The following is a 14608-nucleotide window of genomic DNA, read 5'->3' as shown; positions in this document are numbered from 1 at the left end:
TTTGCATGTATCATAGCATGGGGAGGGAGAGAGAGCGTAACTGTTAATAGTGATAATGGGTTATAGGAAAAGGCTATGCCAGCTCGGTCTCCGCTTTATATGGGGACGGACTGCACCCCTTAGAGCTTAATCCGCGTTATAGATATAGATAGAATATACCAAAAATGTAATATCAGGGAGGTAATTATGAACAAAGCCGCAAAAGTACTGACCAGCATCCTATTAGCAATTAGTACCCTGGCCGTATCCTGGAATCATCCAGCCGCTGCTGCTGCAAGTTCCGATCTATTTGTCCAAAAAGCCAAATCGGTCTACGCAGGTACGTTGACCCGTTCCAGTCTTCTCATCACTGGCCCTTCTGCCAAGGAAAAGGTATACAGCACAATCTATATTCCGGTCAAAGACATTTTCAAAGGCCATGCCGACCAGATTACCTGGGATAGCAAGCGCAAGGTCGCTGTAGTGAAAAAGGATGGTTCCGAGATGATCTTGAACTTTTCCGATCACTCCATCTCTTCCAGCGATCATCAGATCGTTCTACCGGAATCCTGGGTAAAGATGCAGAATGGCGCAGCTTCTATCAATGCACTCGTATTGTCGTATGTCTTTGATCGATATGGTGAGAGTTACCACGATCTTCAGAGAGAACAGTGGAAGGAGAAGCTAGACTTTCTGGATATTCAGTATGTCGATCCTTTTCCTGGTGGTAAGGATGGTATTATGCATGTGAATTTAACGTATAACCCGTAGAATTAACAAAAAAGCAGACCTCTAAGCGGGTCTGCTCTTCTAAGCTTACTATAAGGATAGTGGAATATATTTAGAAAGTATAATGCCTAACCACAGAAAATTCCTGGATACGAATATAACTTCAATCACACCAGTCGTAGAAAAGAGAGCATATCATTCAATATTATAGATGATCTTCCAGCGAAGGAGCCGGAGTCTGCTTATACGCTTCCTCTGTACCTACAAAAAATTCCTCGGCTACGGTTTCAGAGTCTTGTTCAGTACCGTCTGTTCCACTGCTGCGGACGCTCTTGCCGTGTATCAATTTCTGCGTATCGATTGGCGTTCGTTCTCCCTGTGCATCTACCCAGTAATACTGATCCTCTGCGATCCCTTCGGATACCTCTGGTGTTGAAGTCCGAAGGACACCGTCTGATCCGATAGGGAAGGTAGCTTTGGTGAGACTGGTATCGATCGGTGGATAGCTCTGTTGGTTGTAAATGATCTGTACCCATCCATTGTAGTTCTCCGGGATCAGGTAGACGCTGGCACGGCGTGAATTGGTGAAGATCATGGTTAGAATGATGATTGTGATGAGGGATAGAGCGGCGAGCAGGATGAAGCCAGTTCGTTGTCGAGTAGAGTCGCGCATAGGGTAACCTGCTTTCTAAATGAAGTCGTAAAATACTGGATAAATAATTCTAGATGCGTTGTTTTGACTGAATTAGAATATACATAACTATAATATTAATGACTAGGAATAGATTCCAAATACTATAAAAGCTAGAGATGCCGAGATAGCTAGATATAGGAATTTGAATAATAAAAGATAGTGACGCCCACTTATAAAGTTGATACCGGAAGAATAATAAAGTCATTAAAAGGGGAACAACTAGTAGTACTGCGATAATTAGAATTGTTCCAGCATCAGCAGGGACATGGTAGGGATTGAAAAACAAAAACAACAAAGTAAGGCTTAAACTTATTATAGATAAAAAATATAAAATATACTCTTTCACTAGCACCTATTCCCTTCCGTATGAGATATGTAGTTAAGATTATTTAAAGCTTAAAAAGTATTTGAGTGATTTTGAAGAAGATCTATTTATAGGATTACTTGAGTCACCTTTTCTGATTATGTTATTATAGTAACTATAAATTGAGATGGGAAACTAACTGCTCCTAATATAGTGGTCGTTTTCGATCATATTATATAGCTATAATAAGAGAAAGTGACCTGTCAAGCTACATAAGCTTTGGCGAGTCACTTTTTTCTGTCTATATTATAATTTTGGAGGAAAGTATAAAATAGATTGCATAGAGGATTGGCATTAATAAAATTAGGAGTTTAGATCTAAATTGACTGTGTGAGGAATCACGCATATAATCCCAGTATCTAATTTTAAATTAAATTCATTTCTGTACACTATGCTATTTCGTTATTAAAAAGATTAAGAGTATCAATGAAAATTGTAAATTTATCATTTTTGGAGTGGAGATACTTGAATTTAAATGAGAGTAAGAAATATACAGTAGGCAGCCTTTTTGCAGGCATTGGTGGTTTTTGTAGTGCTTTTAAAAATGAAGGATTTAATGTGGTATGGGCAAATGAATTAGACAATTATGCTGCGAAAACATATCGACATAATTACCCGGAAACTAGATTGATTGAGAAGTCTGTAGAAGAGCTTTCAGTTAGAGGAGACAAGTTAGAACCAATAGATATTTTAACAGCAGGATTTCCGTGTCAATCGTTTTCACTTGCAGGGAATAAGCTTGGTTTTAACGATCCGAGAGGCCAACTCTTTTTTGAAATTATTCGATTGATTAAAGAATTTGGAGAAAATAAGCCAAAAATATTAGTGCTAGAAAACGTGAAAAACCTTATATACCATGATAATAAAAATACAATTAACATAATTGAAGAAGAAATCAAGAGAGCTGGATATTGGTTTAGAGTACCTCTTGATCCTAAAGGAAACTTAATGACCCAACGAAGTAATGCAATAGTTCTAAATACAAAAGATCATACTGATATTCCACAAAATAGAGAAAGACTATATATGGTGGCTTTTTCACAAGACTATTTCCGAATGAATACTTTTAAATTTCCTGAAGTAATAGAATCAATAAATGATGTGAAAGAATATCTAGATATAGAAGGCAAAGCAGAGGCAGAGTATTATTTTGACGAAGATAGTAAATATGGAAAGATGTTTGCTGATAAAATGGCAGAAGGTAGCGAAGATTCAGTATACCTCCTAAGACGAGCTTATGTACGCGAAAATAAAAATTCTACCACATTTACTTTAACAGCAAATATGGGGGAAGGTGGACATAATGTTCCGGTGATTAAAGATGATTGGGGAATTCGTAAACTAACACCAATCGAATGTGCTCGATTGCAGGGGTTTAAGGATAGCTTTTTCTCTTTTCCGAATGATATGCCAAAAAATAAGCAGTATAAGCAGGTAGGTAATGCTGTTACCGTAGATCTTGTACAAAAGCTAGCAGTAGAATGTAAACGAAACTTGATAGAACAGGAGCTTAAAAATGATCGGTTGGAATTTTCCGTCTAATAACTATGGACAAATTACGGGACTTAATGATGCAGGAATAGAAACTTTTAAGGGTAATCCTTGGGATTCTCTAGCACGAGAGATTAATCAGAATTCTTGTGATGCTAGAGTATCAGGAAGTCTAGAGCCTGTTAGAGTAGAATTTCAAGTGCTTGAGATACCAGCTTCTGATTTTCCAGCTCGGGATGCATATATTAAAATGCTTAAAGATAGTTTAAAGTATTGGTCAGATAATGCTAAGACAGTAGCTTTCTTCGAAAATGCTTTAAATGTTATGGGTGCTGATACAATTAAATTCTTGAAAATCAGTGATTATAATACAACAGGACTCACTGGTTCTAAACTGGGACGTCAGGGAGGATGGCATAATTTAATCAAATCAGTAGGTTCTTCTAATAAAGATTCTAAATCTGGTGGATCTTTTGGTATTGGTAAGCATGCCCCATTTGCCTGTTCAGATCTCAGAACTGTATTTTACAGCACAATGGATATTGATGGTGTAGAAGCTTTCCAAGGTGTAGCGAAGCTAGTTACTCATATGAATGATAATAATGAACCCACTCAAGGAACTGGTTACTATGGCGAAGCTATTAGAAATGAACCGATCAACGAAAGAATGAAAATCAGCGAAATGTTCCTTCGAGACGAAGTAGGGACTGATGTTTTTGTAGCTGGGTTTCATGCAGAAAGTGACTGGGAATCTAAAGTGATTCGTTCTGTGCTTGAAAGTTTCATTATAGCTATTTTAGATCAGAAGCTTATTGTAACTGTAGGAGATACAGAGATAAATGCTGAGACGCTGCCTTTAATTTTAGAAAAATATACAAAGAATGAAGCAGATTGCTTATCTTATTCTTACTATGAAGCGTATACCTTATCAAATGCCAACAAATTTGTTGAAGAAAATTTTGAAGGATTAGGCGAAATTCGTATGTATGTTTTACCAGGCAAAGAGGCACCTAAAAGAGTTGCAATGGTGAGAAGTACTGGAATGAAAATTTATGACAAAGGTAACTTTAGGACCCCATTTAAATTTGCAGGTGTACTCATTGCTGATGGTGATGAAATCAATAAATTCCTAAGACAGATTGAGCCTCCTACACATACTGCTTGGGAAGCAGAGCGTCATGATGATCCTAAATATGCAAAAAATATTATAAAGAAACTTTATGCTTGGATGAATGAACATATTCGTTCTATTTCTTTAGGAGAAGCTGTAGAAGAACTAGATGTAGAAGGTTTAAGCGATTATTTGCCAGATCAAATGGATGACCAGCATCTTAATACTCCATTGGCTGAATTAGAAGGAGAAAAATCGGCACCTAAAGAAATTCAAATGCAAATGAATGATCGTCAAAACAGACCAAATACTCACCATATTACCAATGAAGGTGATTTTCCTTCTTATGAGCAGGATTCAATAGAGGAGGAAGAGGAGTATACTTCTCCTGGTATTGAAGTAGATCAGAGAGAGGTAAACAGACCATCTAACCCAGAAAGCAATTCTGACTCAGATAAAGCTGAAGAGAGTGAAACAGGTGATAATGGATCTAATGACGATGATCAAAATTCTGAGGAACATGGGTTGGAAGAAAAGGGAAATAAGGAAGGATCATTACGCCCGGAGGCAGACAAACAATTGGAACCTAAAGCGAACAAAAACCTTCGCATAACACAATCTAGAATTTTTTGTATTGATCCAGTAGAAGGAAAATACAGAGTAACCATGAAATCGAATGAAGATGGTTATGGTTATGTAGGTGTTAATATCCTAGGTGAAGTTGGAGGCGAAAAAGCTAAGATTCGTGCTGCTGAACAATTAGGAGAGCATATCCATATTGAAAATGAAATCAAACTAGGACCCATATTGTTTGATAAAAAAGAACGTGCAGTATTAACAATTACATTAAAAGAACCACTTCGCTGTGCACTGGAGGTGGCTGTATATGCAAATTAGTTCTAGACAGTATCCGCATCCTGTTCTTTCTTACTATTCTGATGATTTTCCTTATAGTGATTTTCAAGCTTCACTTAAAAGTTCGAAAACACAAACTACTTATTTGTTTGATGCAGAATGTGTAACTAGTAGTGAAGGAATACATGAATTGATTAAGGAAGGAAAAGCTAAATATGCTTTTCATTTCGAATGTCAGACTACACGTTATCGTAGAATTTTTTCTTCGTTTAATAATAAATTTACTTTTCAGCTTCCGGCTCAAGATGTGGAGGGAAAAGTACAAATCTGTGCATTTATCATTGCTGTAGATAATATTAATAATTATATACTGGATGAGTTTCATCCTGACTACGAAGGATTTGGTTTTCAAATTAAAAAAGGAGATATTCTTGCTTTAGATATGGAGCGTTCTTTCTATGCAGAGAAAGAGATTGATCCACTTAGAAGAATCCCGTCCATTTTCTCTATACAACCTAATCGGAATGATGAAGCACAAGCAATCGAGGTTGATTCTTCAGGAAACAAAATTATTATTAAGCTTTCTACTGATAATTTTGATCAATACAAGACTATTTCATTGAACTCTAGTCTTCAGCCATTGCTGTCTTCTATGATCGTTATTCCAGCGCTTGTTTCGATATTGGAAATGTTAAAGAATGAACAAACTGCTGATATTGACTACGAAGAGTGCAGATGGTATCAAGTGATAAGTATGAGATTAAAGGACTTTGGTATTGAGCTAGGCAACCATAATTTTGATCAAGAATCTACAATTTCTATCGCTCAGAAATTAATAGGAGATCCGCTGACTCAATCCCTTAATGCACTTATGAATTTGGAAGATGAAGGTGAATAATATTGAACCTAAATTATATTAGTGAAGATTCATTAGATGATATTAAATCTAATATTAAAAATAATATTCTAAAATATAAAATGAATGAACCTTGGTTAACTGATTACTTTGGTAAAGCAGAATGGAGCTTTCTTTCTAAAATCCGTGTTGAAGAGATTGATCTGCATATGCCAGCAAGCACCACTATACACTATGATTTAGAAAATACTAAAAAGGTATATAATGCTTTGAAAGATCTAACGCTGGCACAAGCATGTGATGAAAGGATGTGGGTATACTTATCTCATCAAACCTTTTGGAATTATATGCGTAAGAGATGGCCAGTGGAATCATATTTAAAAAAAGAAAAACCAGAAGACGCTATTAGAGAAAGATATTTCTTTATGTCAAATAAAGGAAGGGCTTTAGTTCGTCATGGTATAGCTCGTCTTTGGTGGTACGGGTATGTTTCTTATGATGAGGACAGAGAAGATCCATTTGAGTTAACTGCTATGCTTCTATCTAAATTGGATATTGCGCAGAGTCTCTTAGAACGAGTGTTTTCTGGCAACCGAGATATTACCCGAGCCGTTCTAACTGTGCTTCATCAAAAAGAAAAAGTAGAACAGATATCGGTGAAACGTGAAACATTCCGAAGTCTTATGATGTATGTCAATCAGCTTGGTGGCGTAACAATTTTAGATGCACTAGATAGAGCTGATTTAGAATTAATAATTAGCGAAAAGCTAGATGCACTGCTCTTCTAAAAATAGTAAATAAAAGAACCTGTTTAATAAACAGGTTCTTTTTGTCTAGCGTTTGAAGAATTTAAACTGTAAAATAGATTTCTAAAGCCATTTTATTGTACTTTGCAGCAATTCATGTTAAGCTGCTTAAAAGGAACGTTTGTTCCCGCAGAAGGAGGCGCTCGTAGTGGAGAGCGGTAAGTTGACAGCCGTTGATCTATTCTCTGGAGCTGGCGGCCTAAGTTTGGGGTTTCTACAAACTGGGCAAGTTAAAATAATAGCAGCCGTTGAAAATAATGTATCAGCTCAGCAAACCTATGTAACTAATCACCCTGAAGTTAAAATGTACGGAGATATCCGAAACGTTGATTATAATCAAATATTGGATGAATGTAAGAGTATAGGACAAGGTAAAGTAAACATTGTGTTTGGTGGTCCACCTTGTCAAGGATTTTCCAATGCTAATAGGCAGAAAGCTGCACTTATCTCTGCAAATAATCAGCTAGTTAAAGAATATGTAAAGGCGATTGAGCAACTTCAACCAGATGCTTTTGTTATGGAAAATGTTAAAGAGCTTAAATCCAATAAACATAAATTCTTTTTAGCAGAGCAAGATGAATCAGAAGTGAGAACTCTGGGGCTTAACCCAACAGATGAGAAAGTTTCTTTGGGAGAAGTTAAAGCATTGAATGATGAATTACTTGCTTTTTTGAATGATCCTTTTCGAGTTTCTATGCCTGAGTATGAGCTTAAAGATCGAGTACTTTTTTCTAAACTTAGCCATCTCAATCGTAAAAAGAAAGAAGCAGCAGTTTACTTGAATAAAATAAGACCAGCTCTTAAAGGTTATTTTTCAAATTGGGAAGAGCAACATCAGTATTATTGGAGTACTGAATATCGTAAAAAATGGATTATTCTTGGGAATCTTTTGGAAGATAGTAATAGTTCGACTGAAGATATTTATTCTTGTTTAAATGAAGTTATCTCAATTCAACAGGTGATCATGCGAGTTGGAGAAATTGAAACAAATCGACTCGAATTTGGAAGCTTCTATAGAGAGAATAATGAAATATTAGTTGAGCTTAAAACCTATGTTGTCTTAGATTATTTAATATCTAAATTTGAAAGTTTAGGGTATCAACTGAATAAAGAGAGTTTTATCCTTAATTCTGCTAACTTTGGAGCTCCTCAGCAGCGTGAACGTTTATTCTTAATGGGTGTAAGACAAGAAATCGTTGGCGAAGAGAAAATTCAACTGCCGAATGCTATTATTGAAAATCCTACCAACTTTTATACAGTAAAGGATGCCATTGAAGATTTAGAACATGTAAAACCTTTAGTTATAATGGAAGAAGATCGTCCATTACTAAAAACCAAAATGGAATATCCTAATCCTCTTCTTACTTATCTTCAGGCAGGCATGCCAGATGTAAGAAATCATATTATGACAGATACAAGAGCGACAGCTATGCAAAGATTTGAAGTTTTACAGCCAGGACAAAACTTTCATCATTTGGATGAGTCCTTTAAACATACGTATTCAAATCCTAATCGAACTCAAAATACGGTATATCTGCGATTAAAATATGATGCTCCTTCGGGAACAGTATTAAACGCTCGTAAGTCAATGTGGATTCATCCGGTTCAAAATCGAGCAGTAAGTATAAGAGAAGCAGCTAGACTTCAGACTTTTCCAGATGATTTTATCTTTATAGGGGCGAAAGATGCTCAATATCAGCAGGTAGGTAATGCTGTTCCTCCGCTGCTTGGGCGTGCTGTAGCTGATCAGCTGCTCGCCTATTTAGGGCATACACCAGATCACTCTCTAAAAGATATAATTTTGCCTGTAGAATTAGCTGATTTATAAAGAAAAGATCCTCGGCTCTTATGAGCTAGAGGATCTTTTTTTATAGTGGGCACAATGTATATTTAGAGGGCAATCTAAGCATTTGGGCTTAATCATGGTACATACTAAACCAGCAAAATCTAAAATAGCCCAGTTGGCTGTTCGATAATCAAAATCGAATATATACAGCTGACGTATTTGTGAAGCAAGAACTTTATCAGTTCTAGGACGTGGTTTATCTGAAGATAAATTAAAATATCGTATAAATAATCTAATAACATTGGTATCGATAGGAACTGTCTTCTGATGATAGGCGTAGCATAGAACAGCATTAGCGATATAATGACCAACACCTGGGAGCGACATCAAATCTTCAAAATTATCAGATATTTTACCATCATAGTTAAAATATACCTGATTAGCAGTTGATTTAATCCGCTGAGCACGGTAAATTAGACCAATAGGGCTAATTAAATTAATAAGTTGTGATTCTGAAGCCTTAGACAGATCTTTAATAGTCGGAAATTGATTTAATAGAGAATAATATACTTCTTCTACTTTCCTAACATGAGTCTGCTGTAATAAGAATTCTGCTAAGAGTATATAATAAGGATCTGCAGTATGACGCCATGGATAGTCTCTATGGTTCTGATTAAACCATGTTTTTAGCGTGTTCCAAAAAAATAAAATTTTTGAGTCTTTATCATCCATATTAATACCTCAATTTGAAGTGATTTGGTAATAAAAAATTAACCTTATGCCGATAAATATAAGCAAAAGTTGCAAAAGTAGACAATAAAAATCAGTAAGCTTAATAGAAAAGGCGTTGATGATCATGAAAAAAGAAATTGTGAGTCCTAATGTTCGAAATTTTATTATGTCTCTTCGAGATGTTGGTTATACATTCGATGTAGCTGTTGCAGATGTTTTAGATAATAGCATTGCAGCAGAAGCTTCTGAAATACATATTCATATGCTCCCTGAACCGGATCTTATATTTTGTATGCTCGATAATGGCAATGGAATGTCCAATAAAGATCTTGTGGAAGCCATGCGTTTGGGTACTAAAAACCCTAACGATACGAGAAGCAAATTAGACTTAGGAAGATTTGGACTTGGATTGAAAACGGCTTCTTTTTCCCAGTGCACTAAGCTTACAGTGATCTCTAAGAAAAGCAATAAAATTTCAGCTAAACAGTGGGATCTTAATTATATTGCTAAAGAAGACGAATGGGCACTTCTCACTCCTACGCTTCGACAGCTCAACCATTTACCTTTATTTAAGCAACTAAAAGCTCAAGAAAGTGGAACTTTGATTGTTTGGCAGCTGATCGACGGTGTCAGTAAAGATGATTTATCCTCTACTATTTCAGGATTAAGAAAACATCTTTCTTTAGTTTTTCATCAATTTCTTGAAGGTGCTCCTAAGTATAAAGCAATAACGATAACGATCAATAATAATCCGTTGAAACCGTTTAACCCATTTAATACTAGCCATCCTGCTACACAACAGTTGGCTATTGAAAAATTGAAAATTAATAAATCGACTATTATTGTACAGCCATACATTCTGCCGCACCATTCGAAATTGTCTCAACAAGAGTACGAGCAGTATGCTACTGAAGATGGCTACATAAAGTCGCAAGGATTTTATTTGTACAGAGCACGTAGATTGCTGATTTATGGAACATGGTGGGGACTTCATCGAGCAAATGATGCTCATAAACTGGTTCGTATAAAAGTAGATATTACAAATGAACAGGATAAATTATGGGATATCGATATTAAAAAATCTACAGCTAGTCCTGCACCAGAAATAAAGAATGATCTTAAAAATATTATTCGGCAAGTTACTGAAAAAGGATCAAGACCCTATACAGGCAGGGGCAGGAAAATTGAAGACAAGACAACAACAAAATTTTGGGAGTTAGTTCCTCATGATTCTGGGTTACGCTTTGCATTGAATCAAAGTCATCCTCTTTTAGAAAAGCTACAAGAAGATCTGTCTGAAAGTAATCGTCAACTTTTAGATATGTACTTAAAAGGTCTGCAGGCATATCTTCCACTTGAATCGATTCAAGCCCAGTTGCAGCAGAATCCTTATGAATTGCAGCAGACAACGATGTTAACTGATGAAGATATTAAGGATATTGCAACTAAATTGAAATTGGCAGGATTAAGCGACGAAGCCATCAAAGATTTACTCAAAACAGAGATTTTTAAAAATCATAAGGAGTTGTTTAATAATGGAAATCAATAGCTATCAAGAAATAAAAAAGTTTATTCTTAAAAAACTTCAAGAAGTTGAAGGAGTTTTACCAGAAAATAAAATTAAAGAAGAAATTCAAAACACTAAAAAGTTTATACCTTCTATAGGTCTTACGACGTTTGCAATGATTTTGTCTGTTCCTGAGCTTAAAGAACTTTCTGACGAGGATTGGCAACGTATGGAACGTGAATTGGAAACCCATTTTGATATTAGAATGGAGGGAGGAATTTTAGTACAGGGTGAAGATCAACAAAAAAGAGATACAACATGGTGGACTAGTAAGGTAAAACAGGAATGTGAAGGTTACTATTGGAAAAGGTATAAAGAACAAATGGGCCGTTATATGTCTCGGGAAGTTGTTACAACGACAGATGAAGACACTGACAGAGTAATGGATAATATAGAGAATCCACTGAATGAATCGATTCAAGCCTTCTCAAGATTGGGCATGGTTGTAGGACATGTTCAGTCTGGAAAGACAGGAAATTATTCAGCCTTAGTTTGCAAAGCTGCAGACGCTGGCTATAAATTTATAGTTGTTGTTGCTGGTGGTATGAATAACTTAAGAGATCAGACACAAGTTCGCATGAATGAAGCCTTTATTGGAAAGGATAAGGGCATTCCTGTGGGTGTAGGTACTCTTGGAAACATGAAAACGGAAATGTTACCAATAAGCTTGACAACAGCCGAACAAGATTTTAATAAACGAGATGCAGATAGAAATAAACAAGGATTAAACTTAGATAATATTAGTGCTCCAATTTTGCTAGTCATTAAAAAAAATTCTAATACATTGAAGAATGTGATTGGCTGGTTAAAAACACAATATCGAGGACCTATTGCTAAGCATGCGATGTTAATGATTGACGATGAATCGGATTATGCATCGATCAATACAAGTAGTAAAGAAGATCCTACTATCATTAATAGGAGACTTAGAGAACTCTTAAGTTTATTTCATAAAAGTGCTTATGTAGCTTACACAGCTACTCCTTATGCTAATATTTTTATAGATCATGAGGCTACTAATGATGATGTAGGTAAAGATATTTTTCCGAAAGATTTCATTTATGCGTTGAAAGCTCCAACTAATTACTTTGGAGCAGCTAAAATCTTTTTGGATCCAGAGTTAAAACATATTATAAAAATCAAAGATCATATCAAAATTCTTCCTACTACACACAAGAAAGAAATTCCTTTAACTAGTTTACCTGAAAGTTTATATGAAGCCGTACGTCATTTCTTGCTTAATATAGCAATCAGGAAGTTAAGAAGACAAGGTGATAAACATAATAGTATGCTAGTACATGTTACTCGTTTTACTATGGTTCACCAAAAAGTCAGTTTTTTAACACAGAAATATTTAGAAGAAATTCAATATTCTGTCAATTGTTATGGTGGATTGAATCATGAAGCTTCAGAACAAAATCAAATTATTAAAAATTTAGAACACACATTTAACTTACGATATGCTGAACTGGAGTTTGAATGGATAGAAGTTCTTCGGAGCTTATTAGAAACGATTAATACTGTCATTGTAAGAGAAGTTCATAATAATACTACAATTCCACTTGTTTACAGAAATGACACAGTCACTAATGCTATAGTTGTTGGAGGTACTAGTTTATCAAGAGGATACACAGTTGAAGGATTAAGTATAAGTTACTTTATTAGAAGTACTGTGTTTTACGATACACTTATGCAAATGGGAAGATGGTTTGGTTATCGAACTAATTATGAGGATCTCTGCTACATTTATATGCCAGAAGATGTTGCAACTCGATTTAAATTAATTATTGAAGCAACTGAGGATTTGGTTGATGATTTGAATAGAATGGCTAAAGCTAAAATGACTCCAGAAGATTTTGGTCTTTCTGTTAAATACCATCCAGATAGTGGATTACAAGTTACAGCAAGAAATAAGCAGAAAAGTAGTAAAGACCTTTATTTTGAAATGAAGCTAGATGGTACATCTAAAGAAACAAGTTGGATTCCAAGCGATACTGAATTAAATAAAAAAAATGTAGGACTAATTGAAAAACTTATCCTCCAATTAGAAGATGAGTATAAAGTAGAGGAATGGTCAGATCAAGATAAAGAGGAACCCATATATAAAAGTCACCTGTGGAAGTGTGTTGAAAAAAGTATCATTGAAGACTTTTTAAATAATTTTGAAGTTGTAGCTTCAGATCAATTTGGATTTAATTCTAGAATGCCTATTGAGTTTGTTCGAGAATATGTAAGAAAAATGAATACAGATTGGGACGTCGCTCTATATAATGGTAGCAAGGACACTGCAGAATTTGCTGTGGGTAACATTAAGATTAAACAAGAAAAACGGCAACTTATTCATATAAATGATTATTTAGAAGTCAAGAATAGACAGGTATCAAGTGGTACAGCAGAGAGTATCTCTCTTTCACCCGAGGAGCGTGCTGAGTGTGGGAGTGATCGAAAAGCTGCGCGGAGCAAGTTGAAAAGACCGCTTTTGATGCTGCATATGATTGACGGGAGCATTAGTTTAGGAAAAGGAAACATTATAAATCAAGAAAATACAAGAAAAGAAACTAATTTAGCTGCATTTGGTATAAGCTTTCCAGGCGGAATACAGAGTGGAAAAAAAACTGTAAAAGTAAAAATCAACAGTGTAACTATTAAAAACCTGCTAAGTGAGACAGAGGAAGATTATGATGACTATGATCCCGAAATTTAATCCTTGGATTAAAATGGATAGGCTATCTCAACGTCGTGTAGATGCTGCTACTTCTCATAATTTGTTTTGGATTATCGATTCTAAAGGGAACTATGGTCTGAAAATTCAAACAGATGGGGCTTTCAGTAAGGAAACTCACATGATTAAACTCAAAAGTATCCACCTTATCAAAGATGAGACACAAGTAGACCAAGCAGCTTTTTTTCTTATCTTACAAAATCTACATGAATGGGAAATTTTTTATACTCTTTGCGAAGATCTTATTAAAGTGGTTCTAAATTATCCTAACAGTTCTAAAATGATTGAAGCAGTAGAACAGCGGCTTAAGCGCTGGCAACAACTGCTTCAATATGATAAAACAAGTTCATTTACTATAGAAAGACAAATGGGATTGTTTGCTGAGCTTTGCTGCTTTGTAGAGGTTATAATTCCTAAAGTTGGAGTTCGTCAAGCTCTTATATCTTGGAATGGACCTGAAGCTGATAAGCAAGATTTTTTACTAGATGATTCAGTACTAGAAGTGAAATCTTATAGAACGTCTAAAGGAGATGCCGTTAGCATCTCCTCTCTTAAACAATTATATAGCGAAAAAGAATCGATCTATCTGGCAACTTTTGCTTTGACTGCTTCAGAAAATGGCCAATCGATTGAGGAATTAGTCAACAAAATTAGATTTTTAATCATTGAGCAAGGAAGCTCTGCTGACTTAGAATTGTTTGAAGCCAAGCTTATATCTTACGGTTATGCTCCTGAGCTGATCAAAGAGGAGTTAAATAGCTTTATCGTAGACAAGCAGCGTCTTTTCTATGTCGCAGAAGAGTTTCCTAAAATAACACCAAAAGATGTTTCAGATGCTATCATTTTGGCGACCTATTCGATTGATCTGGCAAGATGCGAAAAGTTCGAAATTAGCCTAGATACCTTTCTAAAGTAA

At 35.5% G+C, this 14608-nt stretch carries 11 protein-coding genes; 9 read left to right on the top strand and 2 right to left on the bottom strand.

The features are described 5' to 3' along the window. The first annotated feature begins 186 nt into the window (after positions 1-186). Positions 187-750, top strand: a complete 564-nt coding sequence (locus H065_RS0103515; protein WP_017811635.1) for a stalk domain-containing protein — start codon at positions 187-189, stop codon at positions 748-750. Between the two features lie 163 nt (positions 751-913). Here the strand turns inward: H065_RS0103515 and H065_RS0103510 are convergent, their stop codons facing one another. Further along, the gene (locus tag H065_RS0103510; RefSeq protein ID WP_017811634.1) at positions 914-1381 is read right to left on the bottom strand and encodes a DUF6843 domain-containing protein; all 468 of its coding nucleotides are present in this window, start codon (positions 1379-1381) and stop codon (positions 914-916) included. A gap of 811 nt (positions 1382-2192) precedes the next feature. Between H065_RS0103510 and H065_RS0103505 the strand changes: the two genes are divergently transcribed. From H065_RS0103505 to H065_RS0103485, 5 genes are all read left to right on the top strand, one after another. Next, entirely contained in the window at positions 2193-3308 is a 1116-nt protein-coding gene (locus H065_RS0103505; RefSeq protein WP_081604044.1) for a DNA cytosine methyltransferase, read from the top strand. Beyond that, positions 3283-5265 carry a hypothetical protein gene (locus tag H065_RS26805; RefSeq protein ID WP_017811632.1) on the top strand — a complete coding sequence of 661 codons (1983 nt, stop codon included), beginning with the start codon at positions 3283-3285 and terminating at the stop codon, positions 5263-5265. Before H065_RS0103505 ends, H065_RS26805 begins: the two co-directional genes overlap by 26 nt. Further along, positions 5255-6121, top strand: coding sequence for a hypothetical protein (locus H065_RS0103495; RefSeq protein ID WP_017811631.1), 867 nt, complete (start codon positions 5255-5257; stop codon positions 6119-6121). The genes H065_RS26805 and H065_RS0103495 overlap by 11 nt, the downstream gene beginning before the upstream one ends. A 2-nt stretch (positions 6122-6123) precedes the next feature. Beyond that, positions 6124-6867 carry a DUF6339 family protein gene (locus H065_RS0103490; protein WP_017811630.1) on the top strand — a complete coding sequence of 248 codons (744 nt, stop codon included), beginning with the start codon at positions 6124-6126 and terminating at the stop codon, positions 6865-6867. 166 nt (positions 6868-7033) lie between these two features. After that, a complete protein-coding gene (locus H065_RS0103485) occupies positions 7034-8713 on the top strand; it encodes a DNA cytosine methyltransferase (RefSeq protein ID WP_017811629.1) in 1680 nt (559 codons plus the stop codon). An 18-nt stretch (positions 8714-8731) separates the two neighbouring features. Here the strand turns inward: H065_RS0103485 and H065_RS25125 are convergent, their stop codons facing one another. Continuing rightward, positions 8732-9403, bottom strand: coding sequence for an HhH-GPD family protein (locus H065_RS25125; RefSeq protein WP_017811628.1), 672 nt, complete (start codon positions 9401-9403; stop codon positions 8732-8734). A gap of 124 nt (positions 9404-9527) precedes the next feature. On the opposite strand from H065_RS25125, the gene H065_RS0103475 reads away from it, so the two are divergent. The 3 genes from H065_RS0103475 to H065_RS0103465 are packed head-to-tail and all read left to right on the top strand — an operon-like array spanning position 9528 to position 14608. Then, complete coding sequence (locus H065_RS0103475; protein ID WP_017811627.1) at positions 9528-10952, top strand: ATP-binding protein; 1425 nt, start codon at positions 9528-9530, stop codon at positions 10950-10952. Beyond that, the gene (locus tag H065_RS0103470; protein WP_017811626.1) at positions 10939-13674 is read left to right on the top strand and encodes a Z1 domain-containing protein; all 2736 of its coding nucleotides are present in this window, start codon (positions 10939-10941) and stop codon (positions 13672-13674) included. The genes H065_RS0103475 and H065_RS0103470 overlap by 14 nt, the downstream gene beginning before the upstream one ends. Then, positions 13649-14608: a PD-(D/E)XK motif protein gene (locus H065_RS0103465; RefSeq protein ID WP_026136017.1), complete on the top strand. Its 960-nt coding sequence runs from the start codon at positions 13649-13651 to the stop codon at positions 14606-14608. The genes H065_RS0103470 and H065_RS0103465 overlap by 26 nt, the downstream gene beginning before the upstream one ends.

Origin of the sequence: Paenibacillus shenyangensis, from assembly GCF_000346635.1 — a bacterium.
Lineage (GTDB): Bacteria > Bacillota > Bacilli > Paenibacillales > Paenibacillaceae > Saccharibacillus > Saccharibacillus dauci.
Note: the sequence above shows the minus strand (reverse complement) of the source record. Positions and strands in the feature narration are given on the sequence as shown.

What these genes read in the sequence shown, in the direction of transcription:
- H065_RS0103515 (WP_017811635.1), top strand. Translation starts at nt 187, where the DNA reads ATGAACAAAGCCGCAAAAGTACTGACCAGCATCCTATTAGCAATTAGT.
- H065_RS0103510 (WP_017811634.1), bottom strand. Translation starts at nt 1,381, where the DNA reads ATGCGCGACTCTACTCGACAACGAACTGGCTTCATCCTGCTCGCCGCT.
- H065_RS0103505 (WP_081604044.1), top strand. Translation starts at nt 2,193, where the DNA reads ATGAAAATTGTAAATTTATCATTTTTGGAGTGGAGATACTTGAATTTA.
- H065_RS26805 (WP_017811632.1), top strand. Translation starts at nt 3,283, where the DNA reads ATGATCGGTTGGAATTTTCCGTCTAATAACTATGGACAAATTACGGGA.
- H065_RS0103495 (WP_017811631.1), top strand. Translation starts at nt 5,255, where the DNA reads ATGCAAATTAGTTCTAGACAGTATCCGCATCCTGTTCTTTCTTACTAT.
- H065_RS25125 (WP_017811628.1), bottom strand. Translation starts at nt 9,403, where the DNA reads ATGGATGATAAAGACTCAAAAATTTTATTTTTTTGGAACACGCTAAAA.
- H065_RS0103475 (WP_017811627.1), top strand. Translation starts at nt 9,528, where the DNA reads ATGAAAAAAGAAATTGTGAGTCCTAATGTTCGAAATTTTATTATGTCT.
- H065_RS0103470 (WP_017811626.1), top strand. Translation starts at nt 10,939, where the DNA reads ATGGAAATCAATAGCTATCAAGAAATAAAAAAGTTTATTCTTAAAAAA.
- H065_RS0103465 (WP_026136017.1), top strand. Translation starts at nt 13,649, where the DNA reads ATGATGACTATGATCCCGAAATTTAATCCTTGGATTAAAATGGATAGG.